Annotated in this window: 28 protein-coding genes; 12 read left to right on the top strand and 16 right to left on the bottom strand. The window is 58.6% G+C overall.

The genetic code is table 11. From position 1 onward, the window contains the following. Positions 1-46 precede the first annotated feature (46 nt). The 3 genes from GOX21_RS13275 (at position 47) to GOX21_RS13265 (ending at position 1,318) form a co-directional block, all read left to right on the top strand. On the top strand, positions 47-262 hold the full coding sequence (locus tag GOX21_RS13275; RefSeq protein WP_037316655.1) for a putative signal transducing protein: 216 nt from the start codon (positions 47-49) through the stop codon (positions 260-262). Then, the gene (locus tag GOX21_RS13270; protein WP_170377791.1) at positions 259-1,032 is read left to right on the top strand and encodes a tRNA1(Val) (adenine(37)-N6)-methyltransferase; all 774 of its coding nucleotides are present in this window, start codon (positions 259-261) and stop codon (positions 1,030-1,032) included. Before GOX21_RS13275 ends, GOX21_RS13270 begins: the two co-directional genes overlap by 4 nt. A gap of 121 nt (positions 1,033-1,153) precedes the next feature. Continuing rightward, positions 1,154-1,318, top strand: coding sequence for a YdcH family protein (locus GOX21_RS13265; protein WP_170350663.1), 165 nt, complete (start codon positions 1,154-1,156; stop codon positions 1,316-1,318). On the opposite strand, the gene yddG is transcribed toward GOX21_RS13265, so the two are convergent. The 10 genes from yddG to GOX21_RS13215 form a co-directional block, all read right to left on the bottom strand. Next, positions 1,315-2,181 (bottom strand): aromatic amino acid exporter YddG, encoded by an 867-nt coding sequence (yddG, locus tag GOX21_RS13260; RefSeq protein WP_170377789.1) that lies wholly within the window; start codon positions 2,179-2,181, stop codon positions 1,315-1,317. The two genes, GOX21_RS13265 and yddG, sit on opposite strands and share 4 nt — an antisense overlap. Positions 2,182-2,318: 137 nt before the next feature. Continuing rightward, a complete protein-coding gene (gene phbB, locus GOX21_RS13255; RefSeq protein WP_170350661.1) occupies positions 2,319-3,041 on the bottom strand; it encodes an acetoacetyl-CoA reductase in 723 nt (240 codons plus the stop codon). 187 nt (positions 3,042-3,228) lie between these two features. Beyond that, on the bottom strand, positions 3,229-4,404 hold the full coding sequence (locus GOX21_RS13250) for an acetyl-CoA C-acetyltransferase (RefSeq protein ID WP_170350658.1): 1,176 nt from the start codon (positions 4,402-4,404) through the stop codon (positions 3,229-3,231). Positions 4,405-4,587: 183 nt separating this feature from the next. Then, entirely contained in the window at positions 4,588-5,421 is an 834-nt protein-coding gene (locus tag GOX21_RS13245; protein WP_170377787.1) for an EAL domain-containing protein, read from the bottom strand. A gap of 92 nt (positions 5,422-5,513) precedes the next feature. Further along, positions 5,514-5,702 (bottom strand): hypothetical protein, encoded by a 189-nt coding sequence (locus GOX21_RS13240; protein WP_170350656.1) that lies wholly within the window; start codon positions 5,700-5,702, stop codon positions 5,514-5,516. Positions 5,703-5,794: 92 nt separating this feature from the next. Further along, on the bottom strand, positions 5,795-6,766 hold the full coding sequence (locus tag GOX21_RS13235) for a sterol desaturase family protein (RefSeq protein ID WP_170377785.1): 972 nt from the start codon (positions 6,764-6,766) through the stop codon (positions 5,795-5,797). Then, on the bottom strand, positions 6,763-7,149 hold the full coding sequence (locus GOX21_RS13230; protein WP_170350652.1) for a hypothetical protein: 387 nt from the start codon (positions 7,147-7,149) through the stop codon (positions 6,763-6,765). The genes GOX21_RS13235 and GOX21_RS13230 overlap by 4 nt, the downstream gene beginning before the upstream one ends. A gap of 60 nt (positions 7,150-7,209) precedes the next feature. Then, positions 7,210-7,539: a hypothetical protein gene (locus tag GOX21_RS13225; RefSeq protein WP_170350651.1), complete on the bottom strand. Its 330-nt coding sequence runs from the start codon at positions 7,537-7,539 to the stop codon at positions 7,210-7,212. Positions 7,540-7,628: 89 nt separating this feature from the next. Next, complete coding sequence (locus GOX21_RS13220; RefSeq protein WP_170377783.1) at positions 7,629-7,991, bottom strand: hypothetical protein; 363 nt, start codon at positions 7,989-7,991, stop codon at positions 7,629-7,631. Positions 7,992-8,056: 65 nt separating this feature from the next. Further along, a complete protein-coding gene (locus tag GOX21_RS13215) occupies positions 8,057-8,623 on the bottom strand; it encodes a TlpA disulfide reductase family protein (RefSeq protein ID WP_170361358.1) in 567 nt (188 codons plus the stop codon). 21 nt (positions 8,624-8,644) lie between these two features. On the opposite strand from GOX21_RS13215, the gene argH reads away from it, so the two are divergent. The 5 genes from argH (at position 8,645) to GOX21_RS13190 (ending at position 14,361) form a co-directional block, all read left to right on the top strand. Further along, entirely contained in the window at positions 8,645-10,033 is a 1,389-nt protein-coding gene (gene argH / locus GOX21_RS13210; RefSeq protein ID WP_170377780.1) for an argininosuccinate lyase, read from the top strand. Continuing rightward, positions 10,030-10,215, top strand: coding sequence for an argininosuccinate lyase (locus GOX21_RS13205; RefSeq protein ID WP_413247489.1), 186 nt, complete (start codon positions 10,030-10,032; stop codon positions 10,213-10,215). The genes argH and GOX21_RS13205 overlap by 4 nt, the downstream gene beginning before the upstream one ends. A 91-nt stretch (positions 10,216-10,306) precedes the next feature. Continuing rightward, positions 10,307-10,456 (top strand): hypothetical protein, encoded by a 150-nt coding sequence (locus tag GOX21_RS13200; protein ID WP_170350645.1) that lies wholly within the window; start codon positions 10,307-10,309, stop codon positions 10,454-10,456. Positions 10,457-10,521: 65 nt separating this feature from the next. Beyond that, on the top strand, positions 10,522-11,787 hold the full coding sequence (gene lysA, locus GOX21_RS13195; RefSeq protein WP_170377778.1) for a diaminopimelate decarboxylase: 1,266 nt from the start codon (positions 10,522-10,524) through the stop codon (positions 11,785-11,787). Between the two features lie 36 nt (positions 11,788-11,823). Next, positions 11,824-14,361, top strand: a complete 2,538-nt coding sequence (locus tag GOX21_RS13190; RefSeq protein WP_368040023.1) for a TIGR02302 family protein — start codon at positions 11,824-11,826, stop codon at positions 14,359-14,361. A gap of 18 nt (positions 14,362-14,379) precedes the next feature. On the opposite strand, the gene GOX21_RS13185 is transcribed toward GOX21_RS13190, so the two are convergent. Then, a complete protein-coding gene (locus GOX21_RS13185; RefSeq protein ID WP_170377776.1) occupies positions 14,380-15,180 on the bottom strand; it encodes a zinc-ribbon domain-containing protein in 801 nt (266 codons plus the stop codon). Positions 15,181-15,363: 183 nt separating this feature from the next. Between GOX21_RS13185 and GOX21_RS13180 the strand changes: the two genes are divergently transcribed. Genes GOX21_RS13180 through GOX21_RS13165 form a run of 4 tightly spaced genes read left to right on the top strand, consistent with a single transcriptional unit; the run spans position 15,364 to position 18,272 of the window. Next, positions 15,364-16,041: a cell division ATP-binding protein FtsE gene (locus GOX21_RS13180; protein ID WP_170377774.1), complete on the top strand. Its 678-nt coding sequence runs from the start codon at positions 15,364-15,366 to the stop codon at positions 16,039-16,041. Next, a complete protein-coding gene (locus GOX21_RS13175) occupies positions 16,038-16,937 on the top strand; it encodes a cell division protein FtsX (protein ID WP_170350641.1) in 900 nt (299 codons plus the stop codon). Before GOX21_RS13180 ends, GOX21_RS13175 begins: the two co-directional genes overlap by 4 nt. Further along, the gene (locus GOX21_RS13170) at positions 16,937-17,677 is read left to right on the top strand and encodes a lysophospholipid acyltransferase family protein (protein WP_170377773.1); all 741 of its coding nucleotides are present in this window, start codon (positions 16,937-16,939) and stop codon (positions 17,675-17,677) included. Before GOX21_RS13175 ends, GOX21_RS13170 begins: the two co-directional genes overlap by 1 nt. After that, positions 17,664-18,272, top strand: a complete 609-nt coding sequence (locus GOX21_RS13165; protein WP_170377771.1) for a pyridoxamine 5'-phosphate oxidase family protein — start codon at positions 17,664-17,666, stop codon at positions 18,270-18,272. The genes GOX21_RS13170 and GOX21_RS13165 overlap by 14 nt, the downstream gene beginning before the upstream one ends. Positions 18,273-18,420: 148 nt before the next feature. On the opposite strand, the gene lpdA is transcribed toward GOX21_RS13165, so the two are convergent. The 5 genes from lpdA to GOX21_RS13140 all read right to left on the bottom strand — a co-directional run bounded on the left by lpdA (position 18,421) and on the right by GOX21_RS13140 (position 25,371). Then, on the bottom strand, positions 18,421-19,809 hold the full coding sequence (gene lpdA, locus GOX21_RS13160; protein ID WP_170377769.1) for a dihydrolipoyl dehydrogenase: 1,389 nt from the start codon (positions 19,807-19,809) through the stop codon (positions 18,421-18,423). Positions 19,810-19,882: 73 nt separating this feature from the next. Further along, on the bottom strand, positions 19,883-20,152 hold the full coding sequence (locus tag GOX21_RS13155; RefSeq protein WP_170361376.1) for a hypothetical protein: 270 nt from the start codon (positions 20,150-20,152) through the stop codon (positions 19,883-19,885). A 2-nt stretch (positions 20,153-20,154) separates the two neighbouring features. After that, the gene (gene odhB / locus GOX21_RS13150; protein WP_170377768.1) at positions 20,155-21,666 is read right to left on the bottom strand and encodes a 2-oxoglutarate dehydrogenase complex dihydrolipoyllysine-residue succinyltransferase; all 1,512 of its coding nucleotides are present in this window, start codon (positions 21,664-21,666) and stop codon (positions 20,155-20,157) included. Between the two features lie 3 nt (positions 21,667-21,669). Further along, entirely contained in the window at positions 21,670-24,627 is a 2,958-nt protein-coding gene (locus GOX21_RS13145) for a 2-oxoglutarate dehydrogenase E1 component (RefSeq protein WP_170377766.1), read from the bottom strand. A 39-nt stretch (positions 24,628-24,666) separates the two neighbouring features. Beyond that, positions 24,667-25,371: a sulfotransferase family 2 domain-containing protein gene (locus GOX21_RS13140; RefSeq protein WP_170350632.1), complete on the bottom strand. Its 705-nt coding sequence runs from the start codon at positions 25,369-25,371 to the stop codon at positions 24,667-24,669. Positions 25,372-25,427 lie beyond the last annotated feature (56 nt).

Below are 25,427 nucleotides of genomic sequence, written 5' to 3'. Positions count from 1 at the left end.
ATACAAGGCTCGACTTTCGACTTACCTTGCCCTTACATCCATCCCTATGAAAGAACTTTTGCGCAGCACCGATCCGACGATCCTGGCCTTTGCTTCGGCCCTTCTTGAGGGTGAGGATATAGACTGCTTTCAGATGGACGTAAATATGAGCATCCTCGAAGGCGGCATCGGAATCTTCCCCCGTCGTCTGATGGTGCGGGCTGATGACCTGACGCGGGCTGAACGGGTGATGCGCGATAATGAGATTCCGCTGGGTCGATGAGCCATTTGCCGGATAATGATCTGACCTGTAACGATTTTTTGAACGGCCGTGTGCGCCTGTGGCAACCGCGTTCGGGATATCGTGCCGGCGTGGACCCGGTCTTACTGGCTGCCTCGGTTCCGGCGACACGTGGTCACACCGTTCTGGAACTGGGCTGCGGGGCAGGCGCAGCGATCCTGTGCCTTCTGGCGCGTGTGCCGGGATTGCAAGGGGTCGGGGTGGAATTGCAGGCCAGCTATGCCGCGCTGGCCCGTCGCAACGCCGCCGAGAACGCCGCGTCGTTCGAGGTGGTCGAGGCCGATCTTGCCGCCCTGCCTGCCGATCTGAAACAGCGCCAGTTTGACCATGTCATCGCCAACCCGCCCTATTACCGCGCCGGAGCGCACAGTGCCGCTGCGGATGACGGACGGGCAATCGCGCTAGGTGAGGGCACACCACTGGGTGTTTGGTTCGACACTGCGGCCAAACGTCTCGCACCGCGCGGCTATTTGCACATGATCCAAAAGGCCGACCGTTTGCCAGATATGCTTGCGTGCTGTACGGGGCGCCTGGGCTCAGTCGAGGTGTTGCCTTTGGCGGCACGCGCGGGTCGGGCTGCCGAATTAGTGATTTTACGCGCCAAAAAGGGCGGAAAGGCCGCGTTTCGGTTGCATGCGCCGTTGATTTTGCATGCAGGCGCGCGCCACGAAAAAGACGGTGAAAGCTACACACCGCAGGTTTCGGCGGTGCTGCGCGATGCTGCCGCCCTGCCGGGATTGTCCGGCCAATAGGCAGTAACCAGCCGAATTTGTCGGATTTATTACAGAATCTGTGCGTATGCAGCGTGACAGGGTGGAAACGATGTGATCAACTTCTTACGTGAAACTCAGACACCAACAGAGGAGTATCGCCATGAGCGTGAGCGCACACCTGACCGAACTGAAGAAAAAGCACGAAACACTCGGTCTTGAAGTTGAACAAGCCCAACGCTCGCCTGGCATCGACGATCTCCATATTGCACAACTCAAAAAGCAGAAGCTTAAGCTAAAAGAAGAGATCGAGCGCCTGTCAGCCTAGCGACGCAAGCTCGCCCGCGCGGCAATGGCCGCGCCGCCAGTGATCAACACGGCCGCGATCGCCAGACCCCAGGACGGGGCGGCGATCCCGACCCCAACCAAAGCCAGCGTAGACAGCAGCGGTGCCGCGTAAGAAGCAGTACCGAGGATTTGTATGTCACCCTGCTTTACCCCGATATCCCACACATAAAACGCTAGACCCACCGGCCCCAGACCCAGTGCCACGACCGAAGCCCAGCCAAAGGCGTTGTCGGGCCAGACGGTTTCTTCAACGGCCAGATGCAGCGCGCCCGAGGCAATCGCCGCCGCGATGCAGAACACGGCGACCGAACTGGTCGGAGTGTCCCCCAAACGGCGCGACAGGACAGAATATCCCGACCATGTCAGCGCGCACAGCAGCGCCAGCCCATACCCCGGTAGATGAGCGGTCTGAACCCCTGCGCTACCGCCTCCTGCGATGATGATCGCAGCTCCGGCAAAGCCCAGACAGGCCCCAAACAGATGACCGATACGCAGATGCTCGCCCGGCAATAGCCCGGAAAACAGCACGATCAGCAGGGGCCAGAGATAGGCGATCAACCCAGCCTCAGCTGCTGGAGCCATGCGCAGGGCCGAAAAATAAAGCGCGTGATAGCCGAACAGGCCCGTGGCACCGAACAGATATGTTGTCCAGGGCACCGCCCGAAATTGGGGCAAACCGCCGTTGGCCCATGTCCAGATCAGGCCCAGCGTGCCGCCGATAGAAAAACAGATGGCGTTCAGCAAAAGCGGTGGGGTTGGGGTCGAGCCGACTGTGAACAGCGCCAGTAAAGACCACAGCAGCACAGCCACAAACCCAATCGCTGTTGCCTGAGCTTTTGTCATAGGGCCGTGACCTTTTTCACCGATCTGCTTTGAAAGAATACAGCCACCGGGAAGACGTGCAATTCTTTAACTGTCGGTTTCAGAACGAAAAAGGCCGATCCAAAAGGACCGGCCTGAATTGTTCGTGGGTCTGCAGATCAGACGAAGAACTGCGCACCGTTGGCCGAAATTGTCGAGCCATTGATGAACTGAGAATCGTCCGACGCCAGAAATGCCACGCAGCGCGCGATTTCCTCGGGCTCGCCCAGTCGACCAGCCGGGATTTGACCGATGATGGATTCACGAACCTTCTCGGGAACCGCCATCACCATCTCGGTTGCGATGTAGCCGGGGCAGATGGCGTTCGCGGTGATACCAGCACGAGCCCCTTCTTGCGCGAGGGATTTCACAATACCGAGATCACCCGCTTTGGTCGCGGCATAGTTCACCTGCGCGAACTGGCCTTTCTGACCATTGATCGAGCTGATGACGATCACACGGCCAAACTTGCGCTCGCGCATGCCGGACCATACCGGGTGGACGGTGTTGAAAACGCCGGTCAGGTTGGTGTCGATCACCTGATGCCACTGCTCAGGGGTCATTTTGTGGAACGGGGCATCGCGGGTGATGCCTGCATTGGCGACCACGATGTCGATCGGGCCAACTTCGGCTTCGACCTTTTCGATGCCCGCTTTCGATTCGTCATAGTCGGCCACGTTCCACTTGTAGGTGGCGATGCCGGTTTCCTCGGTGAATTTTGCGGCGGCTTCGTCATTGCCGGCATAGGTGGCTGCAACATTGTAGCCTTCAGCCTTGAGCGCCTTGGAAATTGATGCGCCGATGCCGCGGGAACCGCCGGTGACGAGTGCTGTACGTGCCATTGAGGAATCCTCCAATTAAGTCTGACTTGGTAATTCTGTTACTCTGAGAGAGATTGCTGCGCAATATCGTTTCGTCTTCGTTTTGATCTTTCTGTTCGGCGATATTGTCGCATCTAAGGGATAAGGCCGGAATGTAACAAAAAAGGGCGCCCAGTAGACGCCCTTTTTCATTTAGTTGTCAAAGCACTTAGTCGCGCTCCACACACAGGGCGACACCCATACCGCCGCCGATGCAAAGGGTCGCCAGACCCTTTTTCGCGTCGCGGCGCTTCATTTCGAACAGCAGGGTGTTCAGAACGCGGCAGCCCGATGCGCCGATCGGGTGGCCGATGGCGATTGCGCCACCGTTGACGTTCACGATGGATGGGTCCCAACCCATGTCCTTGTTCACGGCACAAGCCTGCGCAGCAAAGGCTTCGTTGGCTTCAACCAGATCCAGGTCGTCAACCGACCAGCCCGCTTTTTCCAGCGCTTTGCGCGAGGCATAGATCGGACCAACGCCCATGATCGCCGGGTCCAGACCCGCCGTGGCGTAAGAGGCGATGCGGGCCAGAGGCTCGATCCCGCGCTTTTCGGCGTTTTCGGCTGACATCAGCAGGGTTGCAGCGGCACCGTCGTTCAGGCCCGAGGCATTGGCTGCGGTGACCGAGCCATCCTTGGTGAAGGCCGGGCGCAGCTTGCCCATGGCTTCCATGGTTGCGCCGTGGCGGATGTATTCATCCTTGTCCATCACGATGTCGCCCTTGCGGGTCTTGATGGTAAAGGGTGTGATTTCGTCGGCGAATTTACCAGCCTTTTGCGCCGCTTCGGCCTTGTTCTGCGAGGCAACGGCGAATTCGTCCTGCATGTCACGGCTGATCTGCCATTTTTCAGCAACGTTTTCAGCGGTTTGGCCCATGTGATAGCCGTTGAAGGCATCCCACAGACCATCGCGGATCATCGTGTCGATATATTTCATGTCGCCCATCTTGTGACCGGCGCGCAGCGCGGCGGCATGGGGCGAAAGGGTCATATTTTCCTGACCACCGGCGGCCACGATTTCGGCATCGCCCAGCTGGATGTGCTGTGCGCCCAACGCAACCGCGCGCAGACCCGAGCCACACACCTGGTTGATGCCCCAAGCCGCGCTTTCTTGCGGCAGACCGGCATTGATATGGGCCTGACGCGCCGGGTTCTGGCCCTGTGCAGCCGTCAGTACCTGACCCATGATGGTTTCGCTGACTTCACCCTTGTCAACTCCGGCACGTTCTACAACTGCTTCGAGTACGGCAGTGCCAAGGTCATGTGCGGGTGTGTTTGCAAACGAGCCGCCAAAACTGCCGACACCGGTACGGGCTGCAGATGCGATTACTACGTTAGTCATATAGACAATCCTTTACCATCAAGGTCCAGTGGGAACCGTGATGACGCAGATCGCAGAGGTCCGGCCTCTAAGATCCAGAGCGCCTCATGATCCCCCGCTCCAACTGCCCATGGAATAGCGTAACGCTGCAATTGCAGCAACGGTCAGCTTGTCTCAGGTAAATTGGAAATGGATTCTAAAACTTTAACTACCGGTTTTCTTAAGTTTTTTGTCTTTCCAAGGGCCCGACACAGTGGGTGCGCCGAACAAAAACCCCTGCAAGCAGTCCACGCCATTGGCCACAAGGAATTCGGCATCGCCCCTGGTTTCGACCGATTCGGCGGTTACTAGAATTTCAAATTCCCGGGCCACAGCGACCAGTGCCCGGACCAACGCTTGATTGTCCGGGTTTTCGGAAATTCCGCGGACGAACTGACCGTCGATCTTGGCGGCATCAAACAAAAACTCGCGAAAGTGGCGGAAACTGAAATTGCTGGCACCGAAATCGTCCAGCGCAAACGCAACGCCGCGGGGTTGCAGCCGGTCCATGAAATCGATCACCAACTCGGGCACAGTCATGGCCGAACTTTCCGAAATTTCCAGGATCAGCCGTTCGCCCAAATTGGCGTCTTTCTTGAGAAACCGATCTAACACCCGAGAATACCGCGCATAGCCGATCGAACGTGCGGACATGTTGATGGACAGGCGGATTTCGGGGTTATTGATCAGTGTCCTCAACCCCATTTCCAATGCGACACAATCCAGATCCCGCCCGATCGGGGTGTTTTCCAATTGCGGCATGAAATCCCGTGCAGGAATAACCCGCCCGGTTTCGTCCAGCACCCGAATGAACCCTTCGTAGAACGCTACACCGAATGGTTGATGCGCCTGCACGACCGGCTGAAAGGCCAGTTTGCATTGTTTGTGCTTTACCGCCTCGGTCGCCATCTGAACTGAGGATTCGTCACGGGATGCGACGGCCGCGTTCAGCGGGCTTTCGGCACCCTCGGGCGCATCTGCCTGTTTCCTGTCCCGCATGTCCTTGCCAAGCCCCTTAACGTCACCGGTCAGGGCCTTATTTCAAGGCAAAGGTATGAATCTGCGGTTAAGAGGGGCGAATTTGCCAGGTGTCAGCGCGCGGATTCCCAAACCCGCCCAAGTACAGCGGCGGCGCCGACCACGGCTCCCATGAAGCCCAGTGCAAGCATGACAAAGCCCAATGCAACGATGGTTGAGGGGCCACCCGTCAGTGCCGTCAACATGGCCAAAGCTAGACCGATCAAACCAAGTGTGGTCGATACTGTCATCAAACGGGTCATGGCGGCCTCCGGTTACTGGCTACGGGTCACATCCGCTGAATATGGAATGTGAAATCCCGTTTTCAAGAAAGCAGAGAGTCGAACAGGCGGATTTAAGCCTGTTTTGCCTGTGTATTGGGCGTCTGGGCCTCAAGTTGTTCAAAACCGGGCGTTCCGTGATCTTCGGGATGGCGCGCCAGATGCCGGGCTTTGATCTGTTCCGAGCTTTCGCGGCTGCCATCATGGCTGTAACCCGGTGGAGCAAAGCAATAGGCCAGACGTTCGCGCAACGTCAGCCCCGGCTGGGTTGCGTCGCGCCAGATACTGACCCATTCGTGAAAGGCCACGCGCAGCGGGTTGAACGTGCCAATATTGTGGACCAGCCCGTAATCGACGCGGTCGTCCTTTTGTTCGGGCACAAACGTGCCAAACAGTTTGTCCCAGATGATGAAAACCCCGGCATAGTTGCAATCCAGATAACGCGCGTTCCGTCCATGATGGGCGCGGTGGTGGCTAGGGGTGTTCATCACCGCCTCGAACCAGCGGGGCATTTTCCCAATCGCCTCGGTGTGAATCCAGAACTGATAGATCAGGTTCAAACCGCCGCAGAACAGCACCATCGCCGGGTGGAAGCCCAGCAGGATCAGCGGCGCACGTACCACCATCATGAAGGTAAACGTATAGGTCCATGTCTGACGCAGCGCCGTGGTCAGATTGTAGTGTTGAGAACTGTGGTGGTTCACGTGACTGGCCCAGACCCAGCGGATGCGGTGACCGAACCGATGCACCCAGTAATAGCGTAAATCATCCAGCACAAAGCACAGGATGATCACCGGAATCGAGGTGCCCAGGTTCAGCGGCGTGATCTGCCACAGCCACATGAAAAAGCCATATGCGATGAACCCAAGCAGCAACCCCGAGGCGATGTTTCCCGCCCCCATGATCAGCGAGGTGACGGCATCGCGCGTCTCATACCGTCCGCTCCTGCCTTTGAAAGCGATCCACAGGAACTCGGCCAGAATGGCGGCGATGAAGAACGGCACCGCCCATTGCACGGCGTCGGGAAAGCTCACTTGGTCGGTCATGCGGGGTCCATCAGGTTTTGCCAGTGGGGGCGTTCGAAATCGTCAAGGCGGATCAGGGCTTTGGGCGTGCCGAAGTCATGAAATTGAATTTCGAAACCCTCGGGGTGGTCGATCCAGTCGAAATCCAGAAGGTGGCGCGCCACCGTATCGGCACCAAAGGACCACAACAGCCCATTACCGGTCTCGGTTCGGATCAGGGCGGACCGCTTGTCATGTGCGATTGTTATATCAATAATTACGTCGTCCGGCGCATGGCGCAGCCATTCCGAACGCGCGGTCTGGGGGGTCAGTTCGCGCACGCGTGACCGCCCTGACAGGTGCAGCAGAACGGTGATGCCGACGATGCCTCCGACCACCAGAACCAGAAGTATTTCAAGCGGCATTCTTTCCTCCCGCCCGACAGATTGCAGAGCGGCAATGACGCTGTCAAAGGTAGCGTTGCGTCAGCCAGCTTCGAACGTGTCCAGGACTTCGTGCTGCACCACGCGTTCGACAAAGGGCACCAGCCCATCAGGCCCCGAGGCCCTGTCTTTCAGGTGTATGCAGATGTCTGGCCTGCGTGCTGCGATGATGCCGACCATCTCGCCGCGGATCTTGTCATCCAAGCCCGCGCCCATGACCGCACAGACGATCCGGGGTTCGGCATCCAGTTGCCGCCGGACCTCATCCTGATCATGCGCGCCCAGCCATTGGATAGGCATGTGATCCAGACGCCGCGCCACGTCGCCGATGACATTCGGCAAGCGACCGATCAACAGAACCACTGGTTTCATTGTTGCCTCCTTTCCACTGGTAGCAATTAGAAAATCCGGCCCAAAAAGACCATTTCTATTCTAGCACATATGAATGCAGTGTTTTCTGCCTAGTCGGAAATGGTCATAGGCACGGCCTTACCTTTTCCCTTCTTACGTGTAAAAACTACTTGGTCTCCGTCGATTGTGACTTTCTGACAATCCACAGGAAGTTGCGTGGTCCCGATATAGAGATTTCGGCAGTAGTACCTTTTGTTCCAGACCCAGGCACCTTTGATTTTACCTTTTTGGGCGGTATCCCCGTAAATCGTGCCGTCTGCCGCGACGATAAACCAGTACCTATTGCGCACAAGTTTCTTGCCGATGACAGCATCCATGAATTGCTGCTTCTTTTTGATGTCTTTGGCGTCTGCGGCAGCCGCCGAAATGCACAGGACACTGGCTGCCGCGGCCAAGATGGCAATAGAATTCACAGCTATTCCCCCCAAACTAATAGTTGGGAGAATAACACGATTCGCAATTTTCTTATGTGTTTTGCTTAGCTTTCAGCGCCGACAAGCGTCGCGATAATCGCCTTGGCACTTTCTGAATTCCATTCCGCATCGCCGATTAACCGGGCAATTTCCTGACCCTCAGGATCCAGAATAACGGTGATTGGCAACGCAACAACGCCAAACTCGCGCGCGGCGGCCGAACCGGGGTCCTGATGGCGCGGCAGGTTATTGATGCCGTTTTCCTCGAAGAACTTCTTGATCCCGGCGGGTGAGTTGCGCCCGGTGGCAAGGGTCAGAACCTCAAACTTGTCACCGCCGAACTCTTCTTGCAGCTCGGCAATCTGCGGCATCTCTTTGCGGCAAGGCGCACACCACGTGGCCCAGAAGTTCACCAGAACATACTTGCCGGCATAGTCCTCAAGCGTTCCAACTCCGCCCTCATCTTCCAGCTGGAATTCGATTGTTTTTGCGGGCTTGGGTTCTTTGTGCAGGATCAGGCGTTTCAGTGTTCCATCACGCAGCGGGCCAAGCGTTTCGGCATCTGTCGCCAAAGCGGCGTTTGCACCCAGCGCAAGGGCCATATAAAGGGGGATCAGACGAAATAGGCGCATATCAACTCCGGGTTTTCTTACATGACCGATCAATCTTCGAACCAGATGTGGGGCGGCCGCTTTGCCGCCGGTCCAGACGCGATCATGGAGGCAATCAATGCCTCGATCGGGTTCGATCAGCGGATGGCAGCCCAGGACATCGCAGGCTCGCGCGCCCATGCCGCCATGTTGGCTGCCACAGGCGTAATAACTGATAGTGATGCGCAGGCAATTCGGGAAGGGCTGCTCACCGTTTTGTCAGAAATTCAGAACGGGGAATTTCAGTTCTCGACCGCGCTGGAAGACATCCACATGAATGTCGAAGCGCGTCTGAAAGAGGTTATTGGCGAGCCTGCAGGTCGTTTGCACACGGGCCGCAGCCGGAATGACCAGGTTGCGACCGATTTCAAACTGTGGGTGCGTGATCAACTGGACGCGGCAGAGAGCGGCCTGCTGGCCCTGATCCGCGCGCTTTTGGCGCAGGCCGAGGCCGGGGCCGATTGGGTCATGCCAGGCTTTACCCATCTGCAAACCGCACAGCCGGTGACGTGGGGCCACCACATGATGGCCTATGTCGAGATGTTTGGCCGTGACCTGAGCCGCGTCCGCGATGCGCGAGCCCGGATGAACGAATCCCCCTTGGGGGCGGCGGCCTTGGCTGGGACGTCTTTTCCCATCGACCGCCAGATGACGGCCGAGGCGCTGGGCTTTGACCGGCCTGCCGCCAACTCGCTGGATGCAGTCAGCGACCGCGATTTCGCGCTTGAGTTCCTGTCGACCGCCTCGATCTGCGCCATGCACCTGTCGCGCTTTGCTGAAGAGCTGGTGATCTGGTCTTCGGCCCAGTTCCGATTTGTCACCCTGTCTGATCGGTTTTCAACTGGTTCGTCGATCATGCCGCAGAAGAAGAACCCGGATGCTGCAGAGTTAATCCGCGCCAAAGTGGGCCGCATTTACGGTGCAAATACCGCATTGATGATGGTGATGAAAGGCCTGCCGCTGGCCTATTCCAAGGACATGCAAGAAGACAAGGAGCAGGTCTTTGATGCCGCCGACAATTGGATGCTGGCGCTGGCTGCGATGGAAGGTATGGTTAAGGACATGACTGCCAACCGCGAGAGCCTTGCGGCGGCAGCGGGCTCGGGGTTCTCGACCGCTACCGACCTTGCTGACTGGCTGGTTCGTGTATTGGGCCTGCCGTTCCGCGACGCCCACCATGTGACCGGATCGCTGGTGGCCATGGCCGAAAGCAAAGGCTGCGACTTGCCTGACCTGACGCTGGAGGACATGCAATCGGTCCACGCAGATATCACCGATGACGTCTATTCTGTCCTTACCGTCCAAAATTCGGTAAACTCGCGCCAGTCTTATGGCGGCACCGCACCGGATCAGGTGCGGGCCCAGATCAAGCGATGGAGGGCGTTGGTATGATGCAAATTCTCCGTGTTGTCCTGCTGATTGCGGCTGGGTTTGCCCTGGCCGCCTGTGGCGCAGATGGCGAGCCGATCCAACCCACGATGAGCGCCAATGTAGGCGTCGGAAGCAGTGGCACCTATGTTGGTGGTGGTGTTGGCTTTCGGCGCGGTGGATTGGGTGTTTTTCTTGGGGTTTAATCCTCTGAGGTAATTGCATTTTGTCCACGCGGCGCCCATGTTCGCACGTATGATCGGCCTAGCGCCGAATTTCCTGAGCTAAGATGACATCATGAAGATTTTCGGCCTGATCCTGACTATTGCCGTACTTGCGGCCTGCGAGCCTTCGCACAACTCCCGCCCCGAACCCGAGGCGAATTCCGGCAGCTCTGGCGTTTCGATTTCGGGCTATGGTCGGGTTGGCGTTTCTGTCACCAACTGACCGAATAGCGCCGGATGTGCGGAATCCATTGATCCGCCGGGCGGTTTTGGTCTAAGCGCGCTGTCATGGATCACTTTCTCTACCGCGACGGCGCGCTTTACGCCGAGGATGTCCCAATCTCCGAAATCGCTGCCGCGGTCGGGACCCCGTTTTACGTCTATTCCACCGCGACTTTACTGCGCCATTTCCAGCTGTTCGATGATGCGCTGGAAGGGACCGAGCATCTTGTATGCTATGCGATGAAAGCCGCCAGTAATCAGGCGATCCTGAAAACGCTGGCGCAGGCGGGCGCGGGGATGGATGTGGTCTCGGGCGGGGAATACCTGCGCGCCAAGGCGGCGGGTGTGTCCGGCGATAAAATCGTGTTCTCAGGTGTTGGCAAAACTGTGGATGAGATCCGCACCGCGCTGACCGGGGGCATCCGTCAGTTCAACGTCGAATCCGAGCCCGAGATGGAAGTGATTAACGCTGTAGCGCTGGAATTGGGTGTGGTTGCGCCTATCACTGTGCGGGTTAACCCGGATGTTGATGCCAAAACCCACGCCAAGATCGCTACAGGAAAGTCCGAGAACAAGTTCGGTATTCCCATCGCCCGCGCGTCAGAGGTCTATGCCCACGCCGCGTCCCTGCCCGGGCTTGAGGTGATTGGCATCGACGTCCATATCGGCTCGCAACTGACCGAGCTGGAGCCGTTCGAGCTGGCCTATACCAAAGTCGCAGAGTTGACTGAGCAGCTGCGTGCCGAAGGTCACAATATCCGCCGTCTCGATCTGGGCGGAGGTTTGGGCATTCCCTATACCCGTGCCAATGACGCACCACCGCTGCCCGTAGAATACGGTGCGTTGATCAAGAAAACGCTGGGCCATCTGGATTGCGAGATCGAGATCGAACCTGGTCGTCTGATCGCGGGCAATGCCGGTTTGATGATCAGCAAGGTGATTTATGTGAAATCCGGTGAGGGGCGCGATTTTCTGATCCTCGACGGGGCCATGAACGACCTGATCCGCCCCGCCATGTACGAGGCGCATCACGATATCGTTGCCGTGCAAGAACCGGCGCCGGGCCTAGAACAACAACCCTATGATATTGTCGGTCCGGTCTGTGAGACCGGTGATACCTTTGCCAAACAACGCAACATGCCACCACTGGCGCCGGGTGATCTGGTGGCCTTTCGCAGCGCCGGAGCCTATGGGGCGGTGATGGCAAGCGAATATAACACGCGCCCCCTGATCCCTGAGGTTCTGGTACATGGGGATCAATTTGCAGTTATTCGTGAACGGCCAAGCTTTGACGAAATCATAAACCGCGATACCATACCTGAGTGGCTTTGACGCGATGACCGCGCGGGCCCGCTCAGGAGGCCTGCCTTGAACGCAAGACATAACCTGCCGATTCCAAGACTTTCCCTGTGGCTGACGCACGCAGGGATGCTGGCCGAGCAGGTTTTGCGTGCATTCTGGCCATTTTTCTCGATTTTCATGGCGATTCTGGCTGCGTTGATGCTGGGGTTGCAGGATCACGTCCGGGTCGAGGTGGTCTGGGCAGTGGGTGTTGTCGCAGTGATTGGCCTGCTGGTGGCGCTGGTTTGGGGTATCAGGCGATTCCATCTGCCCAGACGGGCCGAAGCGCTGATGCGGGTGGATGCGTCACTGCCGGGGCGTCCGATTCAGGCGCTTATGGACGATCAGGCCATTGGGGCGATGGATGCCGATTCAGTCGCGCTGTGGCAGGCGCACCAGACGCGTATGGCGCAACGGGCGGCGCAGGCTGAGCCGGTCAAACCAGATTTGCGGCTGGCTGATCGCGATCCTTATGCGTTGCGTTACTCTGCCTTGCTGGCGCTGGTGATTGCGGTTTTGTTCGGATCGTTCTGGCGCATTGGTTCAGTGGCCGAGATGACGCCGGGCGCGGCCACGGCTGGGCAGGGGCCCAGCTGGGAAGGCTGGGTGGAGCCGCCACGCTATACCGGCTTGCCGACGCTTTACTTGGCGGATCAATCAGACCCGACACTATCTGTTCCGCAAGGTAGCCGCATCACCCTACGTTTTTATGGCGAAGTCGGCGGCCATAGCTTGACCGAGACAACATCGCCCCTGGGTGCCGAAGACGCATCTGAGGTGGAACAGGATTTTCTTGCCACCCGTTCAGGCCAGTTGACGATTGATGGTCCGGCAGGGCGGAACTGGGCCGTAAACATCATTGCTGATACATCGCCGAAGATTGCGATCGCCGACGAGGCCGAGACCGAGGCTGGCGGACGCATGAAACTGCCGTTCACTGCTGTGGACGATTATGGCGTAGTCTCTGGATCAGCCGTGATCGCGCTGGATCTGGCTGAAGTCAGCCGGAGCTATGGCCTGGCCGCTGTACCTGAACCGCGCGAAGTGATCACCGTGGAACTTCCGATGCCGATTACCGGCGACCGGATCGATTTTACCGAAGACCTGATCGAGGATTTCTCGCAGCACCCTTGGGCGCATTTGCCGGTCAAAGTTACATTGACGGCACGGGATGCGGCCGATCAGGAAGGCCACTCTGATCCGTATCAGACCACATTGCCTGCGCGACGTTTCTTTGATCCGCTGGCCGCTGCGGTGATCGAACAGCGGCGTGATTTGCTGTGGGCTAGGGATAACGCGACCCGGGTGTCTCAGATTTTGCGCGCGGTCTCGCATCTGCCCGAAGGGTTCTTTCGATCCGACACCGCGTATCTGCGTCTTCGTGTGACCCTGCGGCGATTGGAAATGTTCGATGACTACGGGCTGACACTGGAACAACAGGAAGAGATCGCCCAGGCCCTATGGGATCTGGCGATCATCATCGAAGACGGAACGCTGGCCGATGCGCTGGAACGGATGCGCCGGGCACAGGAACGCCTGACCGAAGCGATGAAGAACGGCGCCACCGATGAGGAAATCGCTGAGCTGATGCAAGAGCTGCGCGAGGCAACGCAGGATTACATGCGCCAACTGCAGCGTCTGGCACAGGAAAACGGTGAGTTTGACGAAAACCAACAAGGCGAGAATGGCGAATCCCTGCAGATGACGCAGGATGATCTGCAGCGGATGATGGACCGTATTCAGGAACTGATGGAACAGGGCCGCATGGCTGAGGCTCAGCAGGCGCTGGAAGAGTTCCAGCGGATGATGGAAAACATGCGCGTCACTCAGGGCCAGGGGCAGGGCCAGCAATCCGAAGGCCAGCAGGCGATGGAAGGGTTGGCCGAAACCCTGCGCGAACAGCAAGGCCTCAGCGATCAGGCTTTCCGCGATCTGCAGGAACAGTTCAACCCCGGCGCGCAGGCTGGTGAAAGCCAGGGCAACGAAGGCCGCAATGGCGGTCAGGGTCGGGGACAAAGCCACGAAGGTCAGGGTGGTCGCGGCTCGGATCAACAGGGCGACGGCCAGCAAGGGCAAGGATCGCTGGCTGATCGCCAACAGGCTTTGCGCGATGAATTGGGTCGTCAGCAACAGAATCTACCCGGTGCGGGCACGCCCGAGGGCGATGCCGCGCGCGATGCGCTGGGCCGCGCAGGGCGGGCTATGGACGAGGCCGAAAACGCGCTGCGCAATGATGATCTGGCTGATGCAATCGACAACCAGTCCGAGGCGATGGAAGCCCTGCGCGAAGGTATGCGGTCACTGGGTGAAGCCTTGGCCCAGAACCAGCAGAACCAACCGGGTCAGGGATCGCAAGAAGGTGATATGCAGGCCAACAGCCGTGATCCGCTGGGCCGCAACCCGGGTTCGAATGGCTCGATCTCAACCGATGACAGCCTGTTGCAGGGCGAGGATGTCTATCGTCGCGCCCGCGAATTGCTGGACGAAATCCGTCGCCGCACCGGTGAATCGGATCGTCCTCAGATCGAGTTGGAATACCTCAAGCGGCTGTTAGAGCGGTTCTAGGTCCGTCTTTCAATCAGGTCAGTTCTGTGCTGTCCCCGAAGTCTGTGCTTCGAGCCACAGACGTGCCTGATCCACCAGCGACACATATGGGGTCAGGATCGGTTCGGCCTGCGGCACAACCTCGCTGATTTTTTGGGCGTTGCCATAGACCAGCAACAGAATGATGCCAACAATCAGGATCAATGCAAATCCGCGCACAAATCCGCCAGATTTACGCGGCGCGGGCTCGTCTTCTGCGCCCATGATGTCGTCGCTGCGCAAGCTGGAATTGATCGCCTCGACATCGGGCAGGTCATCTTTCTGGCCCGCGTCTTCTGCGGTTTCCGTGGCCGTCAGTTCCTTGATGGCGTGTTCGGGGTCAGGTTCCGGAGGAGTGTCCAGTGCCAAATCGGGCTGAGTTTCTATGCTGCCGCCTTCCTGGGCACGCAGCTCAGCCTCTCGGGCGGCTTCCTCTTGCAGAATGCCGGCAACAGCGGGGTCAATATTTCCGGTTGTTTCGGGTTTTTCCGGCTCGGGGGCTGCTTCAGGTTCTGGTGCGGGTGTTGTTTCGGGTTCCGTCGCAGGTTCAGATCTAGGCTCAGCCTGCGGTTCCGCGGCAAACGCTTCATCCACCGGTGTGGGGGTCGGGTCTGTCGCGGCTTCCTCGGCTGCAGGCTCTTCTGAAATGGGCGTGACCGCTGCGGGCGCGGGTTGGTCCGGGTATTTGGCCTGGAACCAGGTGTTCTCGCAATTTGAACACTGAACGTCGCGGCCCTCTTCCGGGATGACTTCGTCTGGCACCTCATATTGGGCACCGCAATTCGGACACGTAAGACGCATGCTGCCTCCTGGTCGGGACCTCGACCTGATAATAGTTTTTTTAGGGATGTTATTCCGTTAAGACCTGACCGCAAAGGGTGTTTTCGGTTTGGCAGCATAAATGTCACCAATTCGCCCCGGTGCAGGCATTGAAACCACAACCACGCTCGGGCAAGAAGAGCAGCAATTAGAACGGGGGCCCCTGTGATCGAGCTGGAAAATGTCAGCTACACCTATGGTGGAGGTGAATTGCTGAGCAACGTGTCCCTGCGACTGCAGCCGGGTTCGTTCCACTTTCTGACCGGCCCGTCGGGCGCGGGCAAGACCACTTTGCTTAAACTGTGCTACGGCGCATTGCTGCCCACGTCCGGACGGTTAAATGCGTTTGAACAGGACGTGGCCCAGTTGGATCGCGATCAGATGGCTCTGCTGCGCCGCCGGGTTGGCGTTGTGCATCAGGATTGCCGGTTTCTGGATCATATGACGGTGGCCGAAAATGTCTCGCTGCCGCTGATGGTGTCGGGGCGTTCGGAATCTGCGTTGCGGGATGATCTGACTGAATTGCTGAACTGGGTGGGTCTTGGCACCCGGCTGGGCGCGCTTCCGCCCGAACTGTCGGGTGGTGAACGTCAGCGCGCCGCGCTGGCCCGGGCGGTGATCCTGTCGCCCGATGTTGTTCTGGCAGATGAGCCCACTGGCAATGTGGACTGGGAGATGTCGCAACGCTTGCTGCGCCTGTTGGTCGAGCTGAACAAGATGGGCAAAACCGTGCTGATTGCCACCCATGATCTAAGCCTGATCCGAGCCGCCAAAAGCCAGGTGCAAGCACGCGTGCTGCGTATTTCGCAACGGCAGGTCCAACTTGCGGGGGCAGACCTATGAGCAAGGGGATGATCCGAAACTTGCTGAAACGGGATGCGCGGGCCGATCGGGTGGTGCCCCCCACCGGTTACACCGCGCATCTAACCTTGTTCGTATCGGGCGCGATGGCTTTTCTGGCCGTGTTTGCGCTGGCCCTGTCGCTGGCGTCCGGACGATTGGCCGACCGTTGGGCAACCGAACTGGCCGGGGCGGCCACCTTGCGGATCAATGCCCCCGCCGACCAGCTGGCCGCCCAGACCGAGGCTGCGTTGACCGTGCTGGCCCAAACCCCCGGCGTCGCATCGGCCCGGGCGCTGACGACCGAGGAGCAGGCCGCGCTGTTGTCGCCATGGTTTGGTTCTGACCTGCCGCTGGACACATTGCCCGTTCCGCAACTGATCGAGATCATCGAAGGCGATCCGGGTCTGGATGCAACCGGACTGCGGTTGCGGTTGGGGGCCGAGGTACCGGGCGCTGTGCTGGACGACCACACCCGCTGGCGCGAACCTCTGGTCGATGCGGCCATGTCACTGCGCCGGCTCGGTTGGGTCTCAATCCTGCTGATCGGTGGCGCGACCGCAGCAATGATTACGCTTGCGGCTAATGCCTCGCTTGCGGCCAACGCGCAGATCATCGAGGTGCTGCGTCTGGTTGGTGCCAGGGATCGCTTTATCGCCCGCGCCTTTGTCCGGCGCTTTACCTACCGGGCATTCTTTGGCGCGGTTGTCGGGGTATTGCTGGGTATGACCGGGGTGCTTTTGCTGCCCGAAGCCTCGGACGAGGGCGGGTTTTTGACCGGTCTGGGCTTTCAGGGGGCAGGCTGGTTGCTGCCTGCACTGATCCCTGTGTTGGGCGCAACTGTTGCCTTCCTGGCCACGTGGACCGCCGCCAGCCGCAAATTGAAGGAGCTTTCGTGATGGCCACAGCGTTTCAATGGGTGCGCTCTTTGATCTTCATGATCGTGATCTATGTCTGGATGCTGATCCTGGGCATCGTGTTTGCCCCCTTTGCCCTGTTCAACAAGCGTGGTGCGTTGCGGGCGTGTAAGACCTATGCCCGCACAACCCTGTGGCTGGCGCGCTGGATGGTTGGCATTCGATCCGAAGTACGCGGCACAGTGCCGGTGGACGAGGTGGTGATTGGCGCCAAGCACCAGTCCTTTCTCGACATCATCATAATTTTCGACGCCATCCCCCACGGCAAATTCATCATGAAGAAAGAGCTGCTGTGGACCCCTGTCATCGGCATGTATGCGCGGCGCCTCGGCTGTATCCCAGTCGATCGCGGTAAAAAAGGCGCTGCCGTTGCCAAGATGGTCAAAGACGTCGCAAAAGAATTCACCGAGCCCGGTCAATTGGTGATCTACCCGCAGGGCACTCGCGTTGCGCCAGGGGTGCAGAAACCTTACAAAGTGGGCACAGCGGTTCTGTATGAGGGGTTGGGATTTCCCTGTGTCCCGGTGGCGACAAATGCCGGAGTTTTCTGGCCGCGCACAGGTGTTCTGCGCAAACCGGGTTTGGCGATTGTGGACTTTCTTGATCCGATCGAGCCGGGGGTTGCGCGCAATTCGTTTCTTGGTCGATTGGAAGACGTGATTGAGACGCGATCCAATGCATTGATGAAAGAAGTGGGGTTTGATCCGGATGGAATTCATTAAGGACATCAAATCGCTCGAAGAGATCTACAACAGACCGCCCGGCGCGGCCTCTTTTCGAAAAGTGGTACACAGCCTGACGCCACTTTATCGCAAATGGATCATGACCTCGCGGCTTTGTATCCTCAGTACCGTGGGTCCCGAAGGTGTGGATGGCAGCCCCCGCGGAGATGATGGCCCGGCGGTGTTAGAGCTTAATCCAAATACGCTGGCCCTTCCGGACTGGCGCGGCAATAATCGATTGGATTCCCTGCGCAATATTGTACGTGATCCGCGTGTGGCCTTGATGTTTATGGTATCGGGTTCAAACAACGTGGTGCGTGTGAATGGAACGGCCCGACTGACTGCGGATGCAGACCTGCGCGCCCGGTTTGAGAAACACGGCAAACAGCCAGCTACGGTCATCGTTATCGAAATCACCGAGATCTACACGCAATGCGCCCGTGCCTTGATGCGCGCTGAAATTTGGACCTCGGGTGACAATTCCGCCGAGTTGCCCAGTATTGGTGAGATTTTGGCCGAGGCAAGTCAGGGTGAGGAGGGCGGTGAACGCTACGATTCAGAATGGGGCGCACGCGCTGCAAAAACGATGTGGTAAATGGGGGCTCTGCCCCTGCTGCGGCAAGCCGCAACTCCCCCGAGGTATTTAATGGCCAGATGAACGAGGAATCCGTCTTTTCATCTTGCCAAAAATATCTCGGAGCGCGAGGCAGAGCCTCGCTAACTCCGGTTGAGTCAGTGCTGTCCTACGAGTGGATCGGACCGTCACCACAAGCCAGTGCAGCTTCGCGCACCGCTTCCGAATAGGTCGGGTGGGCGTGACAGGTCAGGGCCAGATCCTCGGCTGACGCACCGAATTCCATCGCCACGCAGACCTCGTGGATCAGATCACCCGCTGCCGGGCCGATGATGTGGCAGCCCAGAATGCGGTCCGTGTCCTTGTCGGCCAGAATCTTCACAAAGCCATCGGCGGCAAAGTTCGCCTTGGCGCGCCCGTTGCCCATGAACATGAACTTGCCGACTTTGTAGTTGCGGCCCTGTGCTTTCAGCGTCTCTTCGGTTTCACCCACATTGGCCACTTCGGGCCAAGTGTAGATCACGCCGGGAATGACGCCATAGTTCACGTGGCCATGCTTGCCCGCGACCTGTTCAGCAGCGGCCATGCCCTCATCCTCGGCCTTGTGGGCCAGCATCGGGCCTTCGGTCACGTCGCCGATGGCGTAGACTCCCGGTACGTTTGTCTGCCAGTCGCTGCCAACTTTGATCTGACCGCGCGGTGTCATTTCGACCCCCAGAGCCTCCAGTCCCAACCCGTCAGAGAACGGCTTGCGCCCGGTGGCGACCAACACGGTATCCGCGTCGATCACATGCTCGCTGTCGTCTTTCAGAAGTTTATAGGTGACCTTGGCCTTGGTTTTGGTCGCTTCGGTCTTTTGCACCGCTGCGCCCATCACAAACTTCAAGCCCTGTTTCTTGAGAATGCGCTGGAAAGTCTTCTGAACCTCGGGGTCCATGCCCGGTGTGATTTCCTTGAGGAACTCAATCACCGTCACTTCGGCCCCCAATCGCTGATAAACCGAGCCAAGTTCCAACCCGATCACACCGGCACCAATCACGACCATCTTCTTGGGAATCTTGCCAAGTGACAGCGCACCAGTCGAGGTCACGACAACCTTTTCGTCAACGTCTACACCAGGCAGCGAGGACGGTTCAGACCCCGAGGCAATGATGATGTTCTTGGCCGTGTGAACCTCATCGCCCACCTTGACCTGACCGGCAGCAGGGATCGACCCCCAGCCCTTCAGCCAGTCGATCTTGTTCTTTTTGAACAGGAACTCGATGCCCTTGGTGTTCCCTTCGATGGTTTCTTCCTTGTAGGCCTGCATCTGTTTCCAGTCGACCGAGGGGCTTTTGCCCTTCAGGCCCATCTTAGCAAAGTTATGCTCGGCCTCATGCAGCTGATGGCTGGCATGCAGCAATGCCTTGGACGGGATACAGCCCACGTTCAGACAGGTGCCGCCCAGCGTTTCGCGCCCTTCAACAACAGCAGTCTTCAGGCCCAGCTGGGCGCAACGGACGGCGCAGACATAGCCGCCGGGGCCGGCGCCGATTACGATGACATCATAATTTGCCATTTTACTCTCCTAAGTCGACCGGATTGGCCGGTGGCCGCATGATCCAAAGTGGTTGGATCATGCTGTGCTTACTTCAAACCGGTTCCAGCAGCTTGATCGTGATATGGGCGATGCCGCCCCGTTCATGGTGCATCGCCAATTCCTCAGATCCGAAAAAGGCGCGGGCCTTGTCCAGGTTCGTAACCTCGAACATGGCAATGGCATGGTCGGCCTGATCCGGGTCACGCCAGACGTGCAAGTCGCGGATACCCGCAGCCTTGCGCATTGGCGTATCCTCACGAAACACTTTCAGCCAGGCATCGAAATCGGCCACATCGGCCTGCCACAATACATGCGTTGCCATAATTACAGATCCATCAGCAGGCGGCGCGGATCTTCCAGCGCCTCTTTTACACGAACAAGGAAGGTCACGGCGCCTTTGCCGTCAACGATCCGGTGGTCATAGGACAGAGCAAGGTACATCATCGGACGGATCACAACCTGACCGTTGATCGCCATCGGACGGTCCTGAATCTTGTGCATGCCCAGGATACCCGATTGCGGCGGGTTCAGGATTGGCGAGGACATCAGCGAACCATAGACACCGCCATTCGAGATGGTGAAGGTGCCGCCCTGCATCTCCTCCATTGACAGCTTGCCATCACGGGCGCGCTTGCCTTTTTCGGCGATGGCTTTTTCGATCTGGGCAAAGGACATCGAATCCGCGTCGCGGATAACCGGAACCACAAGACCGGTCGGTGTTCCGGCGGCAACGCCCATATGGACAAAGTTCTTGTAAACGATGTCGGTGCCGTCGATTTCCGCATTCACTTCAGGCACTTCTTTCAGCGCGTGGCAGCAGGCCTTGGTGAAGAAAGACATAAAGCCCAGACGCACGCCGTGCTTCTTTTCGAACTGGTCTTTGTACTGGTTACGCAGGGCCATCACCTCGGTCATGTCCACCTCGTTATAAGTGGTCAGCATGGCGGCGGTGTTCTGACTGTCTTTCAGACGCTTGGCGATGGTCTGGCGCAGGCGGGTCATCTTGACCCGTTCCTCGCGCGCGGCATCACCTGCTGCGACCGGTGCGCGCGGTGCAGGTGCAGGCGCTGGGGCAGGGGCCGCAGCCGCGGCTGCGGGGGCCGATGCGGCGCGGGCCACGTCCTCTTTCATGATGCGGCCATCGCGGCCAGTACCTGTAACCTGATCGGCGGACAGGCCAGCCTCGGCCATCGCTTTCTCAGCCGAGGGTGCATTGGCCACGTCTTTACCAGCGGTGGCTGCTGCAGGCGCTGCTGCGGCGGCTGGGGCTGCGGCCGGGGCGGCTCCAGCACCCGAACCCGAAATCACGGCCAGCTTGGCCGAGGCGTCCACGGTGGTGCCTTCGGGCGCTACGATTTCCGCCAGAACACCAGCAGCCGGTGCCGGAACCTCAACCGAGACCTTATCGGTTTCCAATTCGCACAGCATTTCGTCTTGCGCCACGGCATCGCCAACCTGTTTGAACCAGGTCGAAACGGTAGCCTCGGTCACGGATTCACCCAAAGTGGGCACCATCACATCGACGCTGCCACCACCAGCGGCCGCTGCAGGCGCGGCAGCAGGGGCTGGGGCAGCGGCGGGTGCCGGCGCAGCACCTTCGCCTGCGGTGATGGTGGCCAGCAATGCGTCAACGCCTACGGTTTCACCTTCGGCAGCGACGATTTCGCCCATCACGCCGGCAGCGGGGGCCGGAACCTCGACCGTTACCTTGTCGGTTTCAAGCTCACAGAGCATCTCATCCACGGCTACAGCGTCACCAGGTTTCTTGAACCAGGTGGCAACCGTAGCTTCGGTGACGGATTCGCCTAGCGTAGGTACACGAACTTCAATGGTCATCGTTTACTTTCCTTCGAGGCTCAGCGCTTCGTTCACAAGCGCCTCTTGTTGAGCTTTGTGTTGGCTGGCCAGACCCGTCGCGGGCGAAGCCGAGGTTGCGCGGCCGACATAAATCGGCCTTGTATGTTTGGCGCCGATGCGGGTCAGCACCCATTCGATATTGGGTTCGATAAAGGTCCAGGCGCCCTGGTTCTTGGGTTCTTCCTGACACCAAACCATCTCGGCCCCTTTGAAACGCTCAAGCTCATTGATCAGCGAGTGGGCGGGGAAGGGGTAGAACTGCTCGATCCGCATCAGATAGACGTCGTCGATCCCGCGGGCGTCGCGTTCTTCCAGCAGGTCATAGTAGACCTTACCCGAACACATCACGACCCGCTTGATCTTGTCATCCTTGACCAGCTTGGTGTCCGAATTGCCGTGTTGTGCATCATCCCACAGCACCCGATGGAAGCTTGAGCCTGTGGTGAATTCGTCGGCAGTGCTGACCGCCAGCTTGTGGCGCAGCAGCGATTTCGGCGTCACCAGGATCAGCGGTTTGCGGAAGGTGCGGTGCAGCTGACGGCGCAGGATGTGGAAGTAGTTCGCAGGCGTCGTACAATTCGCCACGATCCAGTTATCCTGGCCGCACATCTGCAGGAACCGCTCAAGCCGTGCGGATGAGTGTTCGGGCCCTTGCCCTTCAAACCCGTGCGGCAGCAGGCAGACCAGACCGGACATGCGCAGCCATTTGCTTTCGCCCGAGCTGATGAACTGATCGAACATGATCTGCGCACCGTTGGCAAAGTCTCCGAACTGCGCTTCCCACAGGGTCAGTGCGTTCGGTTCGGCCAATGAAAACCCGTATTCGAAACCCAGTACAGCGTATTCGCTGAGCATCGAGTCGATCACTTCGTATTTCGACTGGCCTGCACGGATGTTGTTCAGCGGGTAGTACCGCTCTTCGCTTTCCTGATGCACAAAGCCCGAGTGACGTTGACTAAAGGTGCCGCGTGTCGCGTCCTGACCGGACAGGCGCACCGGGAACCCTTCGGTCAGCAACGAGCCAAAGGCCAGCGCCTCGCCCGTGGCCCAGTCAAAGCCCTTGCCGCTGTCGAACATGTTCTTCTTGTGATCCAGCAACCGCCCGACGGTCTTGTGCAGGGCAACGTCGGCGGGTGCATGCGTCAGGGCCTTGCCGATCTCGGTCAGAGTGTCCGGGGTAATCGCGGTTTCCCCGCGCACGTACTCCTCTTTGTTCTTGTCCAGATGTGACCAGCGCCCGTCCAGCCAGTCAGCCTTGTTCGGTTTATAGTCTTTGCCCGCGTCGAACTCATCGTTCAGATGGGCCTGAAAGGCGGCTTTCATATCCTCGATCTCACCCTCGGGGATCAGGCCGTCCTTGACCAAGCGCTCGGTGTACAGCGACAGCGTGGTCTTATGGGTTTTGATCTTCTTATACATGATCGGATTGGTGAACATGGGCTCGTCGCCCTCATTGTGACCAAACCGGCGATAGCAGAAGATGTCGATCACGACGTCTTTGTGGAACTTCTGGCGGAACTCGGTTGCGACCTTGGCGGCGTGCACGACGGCCTCTGGGTCGTCACCGTTCACGTGGAAGATTGGTGCTTCGACCATCAGCGCGATATCCGTGGGATATGGGCTGGAGCGTGAGAAGTGCGGAGCGGTGGTGAAACCGATTTGGTTATTGACCACGATGTGCATGGTGCCGCCGGTCTTGTGCCCGCGCAGACCCGACAGGCCAAAGCCTTCGGCCACAACACCCTGACCGGCGAACGCCGCGTCGCCGTGCAGCAGGATGCCCATCACAGTCGTGCGGTCATCGTCTTTCAACTGGTCTTGCTTGGCGCGGACCTTGCCCAGCACCACCGGGTTCACCGCCTCAAGGTGCGAGGGGTTCGCGGTCAGTGACAGGTGGACCGAGTTGCCATCAAACTCACGGTCGCTGGAGGCGCCGAGATGGTATTTCACGTCGCCCGAACCATCCACGTCTTCGGGCTTGAAGCTGCCCCCCTGGAATTCGTTGAAGATCGCGCGATAGGGCTTGCGCATCACGTTGGCCAGAATGTTCAGACGGCCCCGGTGCGGCATGCCGATCACGATGTCCCGAACGCCCAGGGCGCCACCGCGTTTGATGATCTGCTCCATCGCCGGGATCAGGGCCTCGCCGCCGTCCAGACCAAAGCGCTTGGTGCCCATGTATTTGACGTGCAGGAATTTCTCGAAACCTTCGGCCTCGACCATCTTGTTCAGGATCGCCTTGCGGCCCTCCTTGGTGAAGGCGATTTCTTTGCCATAGCCTTCGATCCGTTCCTTCAGCCACGCGGCCTGTTCGGGATCAGAGATATGCATGTATTGCAGCGCAAAAGTGCCGCAATAGGTGCGTTTCACGATCTCAACGATCTGGCGCATGCTTGCCATCTGCAGGCCAAGCACGTTGTCGATAAAGATCGGACGGTCCATGTCGGCCTCGGTGAAGCCATAGGTTTTGGGGTCCAGCTCGGGGTGTGTACTGGCCGTGCGCATGCCCAGCGGGTCCAGATTGGCGGCCAGATGGCCCCGGATACGGTAGGCCCGGATCAGCATCAGCGCCCGCAGGCTGTCCAGCACCGCGCGCTTGATTTGATCGTCGCTGACGGCAACGCCCTTGTCCGCAGCCTTTTCCTTGATCTTTTGGCCCGCTGCCTTGGCGTCGATCTCGGCCCATTCGCCGGTTAGCGCGCCGGTTAGGTCATCGGCTGGCATCGGCGGCCAGTCGGTGCGCGCCCAGGATGGCCCCTCGGCCTCACGCTGCACGTCCGGCGTAGCGTCACCCATGGCCTTGAAGAACTCGGCCCAGGCGGCATCCACCGCGCCGGGATTCTTGGTGTACTGGGCATAAAGCTGTTCCAGATACTCGGCATTGTGCCCCTGCATAAAGCTAGAGGCGTGAAATGCGGAATTGGGCGTATGTTCGGTCATGTGCGAACCTCGAATGGGCTGGCGGTTTCGGTTTTGGTCTCAGTGCTGCGGGCTGTCGGGGTAGCCCAGCTTGTCAAACACCCAGGCCATGTTTCGTCGGACAGTATCGATCGTTTCGGTGTCATAATACTCTGGCACAGGTATTCCTTTTCGTCGTTCCTTCATCGATTTGTCATGCCCCAGGTTAAAACTGTTTTCCGGCAGGCCAAAATCAGCGAAAATACCGTTCAGGTCGGCAACCAGATGTTCCTTTCGAATAAAGCGATCCACGATCAAAATGTTGTCGATCGAGACAATCTTCCAATCGATGGACCAGGTTCCCGACAAGATGAACGATTTGAATTGCTCAAATTCCGTTTTCGGATCTTCCGAGGGCAGGTTCTGCTGGTATTTCATGAAGTGAAACTGAGACACCGCCCGGTCAAAGGGATCGCGGACATTTGCGATTTTGGTGTACTCGTCGAATGTTTCGGCCCCAAGGTTCTCTTTGACTTCCCAGGCTGGCATGTGGTTGCGCCATGGGTATTTGTGCTTGCGCCAGAACTGCCAATCCGGATGCGGTTCAAGCCGCCCAGGCCCCCGTGCCCCGACGATCCCGTATTTAGAGATCCTGACCTTGCCGTTTTCCAGTTCCCCCAGACCCGGCTTTTCGCAAAGCGGCTGAAGGACCTTTTCCGTCGACGTGCCAGCCGTCTTAGTAGTCTTGAGGTAGATGAATTTATGCTTGTGGCACACCAGAACCATTTCAACGGTCCTTTCCGGAAGACGATGGCCGCGACCTTTTTTGCATACCAAGTCCG

Origin of the sequence: Ruegeria atlantica, from assembly GCF_013032005.1 — a bacterium.
GTDB classification, from domain to species: Bacteria; Pseudomonadota; Alphaproteobacteria; order Rhodobacterales; family Rhodobacteraceae; genus Ruegeria; species Ruegeria atlantica_A.
This window is presented reverse-complemented; position numbering and strand designations above follow the sequence as displayed.

What these genes read in the sequence shown, in the direction of transcription:
- GOX21_RS13275 (WP_037316655.1), top strand. Translation starts at nt 47, where the DNA reads ATGAAAGAACTTTTGCGCAGCACCGATCCGACGATCCTGGCCTTTGCT.
- GOX21_RS13270 (WP_170377791.1), top strand. Translation starts at nt 259, where the DNA reads ATGAGCCATTTGCCGGATAATGATCTGACCTGTAACGATTTTTTGAAC.
- GOX21_RS13265 (WP_170350663.1), top strand. Translation starts at nt 1,154, where the DNA reads ATGAGCGTGAGCGCACACCTGACCGAACTGAAGAAAAAGCACGAAACA.
- yddG (WP_170377789.1), bottom strand. Translation starts at nt 2,181, where the DNA reads ATGACAAAAGCTCAGGCAACAGCGATTGGGTTTGTGGCTGTGCTGCTG.
- phbB (WP_170350661.1), bottom strand. Translation starts at nt 3,041, where the DNA reads ATGGCACGTACAGCACTCGTCACCGGCGGTTCCCGCGGCATCGGCGCA.
- GOX21_RS13250 (WP_170350658.1), bottom strand. Translation starts at nt 4,404, where the DNA reads ATGACTAACGTAGTAATCGCATCTGCAGCCCGTACCGGTGTCGGCAGT.
- GOX21_RS13245 (WP_170377787.1), bottom strand. Translation starts at nt 5,421, where the DNA reads ATGCGGGACAGGAAACAGGCAGATGCGCCCGAGGGTGCCGAAAGCCCG.
- GOX21_RS13240 (WP_170350656.1), bottom strand. Translation starts at nt 5,702, where the DNA reads ATGACCCGTTTGATGACAGTATCGACCACACTTGGTTTGATCGGTCTA.
- GOX21_RS13235 (WP_170377785.1), bottom strand. Translation starts at nt 6,766, where the DNA reads ATGACCGACCAAGTGAGCTTTCCCGACGCCGTGCAATGGGCGGTGCCG.
- GOX21_RS13230 (WP_170350652.1), bottom strand. Translation starts at nt 7,149, where the DNA reads ATGCCGCTTGAAATACTTCTGGTTCTGGTGGTCGGAGGCATCGTCGGC.
- GOX21_RS13225 (WP_170350651.1), bottom strand. Translation starts at nt 7,539, where the DNA reads ATGAAACCAGTGGTTCTGTTGATCGGTCGCTTGCCGAATGTCATCGGC.
- GOX21_RS13215 (WP_170361358.1), bottom strand. Translation starts at nt 8,623, where the DNA reads ATGCGCCTATTTCGTCTGATCCCCCTTTATATGGCCCTTGCGCTGGGT.
- argH (WP_170377780.1), top strand. Translation starts at nt 8,645, where the DNA reads ATGACCGATCAATCTTCGAACCAGATGTGGGGCGGCCGCTTTGCCGCC.
- GOX21_RS13205 (WP_413247489.1), top strand. Translation starts at nt 10,030, where the DNA reads ATGATGCAAATTCTCCGTGTTGTCCTGCTGATTGCGGCTGGGTTTGCC.
- GOX21_RS13200 (WP_170350645.1), top strand. Translation starts at nt 10,307, where the DNA reads ATGAAGATTTTCGGCCTGATCCTGACTATTGCCGTACTTGCGGCCTGC.
- lysA (WP_170377778.1), top strand. Translation starts at nt 10,522, where the DNA reads ATGGATCACTTTCTCTACCGCGACGGCGCGCTTTACGCCGAGGATGTC.
- GOX21_RS13185 (WP_170377776.1), bottom strand. Translation starts at nt 15,180, where the DNA reads ATGCGTCTTACGTGTCCGAATTGCGGTGCCCAATATGAGGTGCCAGAC.
- GOX21_RS13175 (WP_170350641.1), top strand. Translation starts at nt 16,038, where the DNA reads ATGAGCAAGGGGATGATCCGAAACTTGCTGAAACGGGATGCGCGGGCC.
- GOX21_RS13170 (WP_170377773.1), top strand. Translation starts at nt 16,937, where the DNA reads ATGGCCACAGCGTTTCAATGGGTGCGCTCTTTGATCTTCATGATCGTG.
- GOX21_RS13165 (WP_170377771.1), top strand. Translation starts at nt 17,664, where the DNA reads ATGGAATTCATTAAGGACATCAAATCGCTCGAAGAGATCTACAACAGA.
- lpdA (WP_170377769.1), bottom strand. Translation starts at nt 19,809, where the DNA reads ATGGCAAATTATGATGTCATCGTAATCGGCGCCGGCCCCGGCGGCTAT.
- GOX21_RS13155 (WP_170361376.1), bottom strand. Translation starts at nt 20,152, where the DNA reads ATGGCAACGCATGTATTGTGGCAGGCCGATGTGGCCGATTTCGATGCC.
- odhB (WP_170377768.1), bottom strand. Translation starts at nt 21,666, where the DNA reads ATGACCATTGAAGTTCGTGTACCTACGCTAGGCGAATCCGTCACCGAA.
- GOX21_RS13145 (WP_170377766.1), bottom strand. Translation starts at nt 24,627, where the DNA reads ATGACCGAACATACGCCCAATTCCGCATTTCACGCCTCTAGCTTTATG.
- GOX21_RS13140 (WP_170350632.1), bottom strand. Translation starts at nt 25,371, where the DNA reads ATGGTTCTGGTGTGCCACAAGCATAAATTCATCTACCTCAAGACTACT.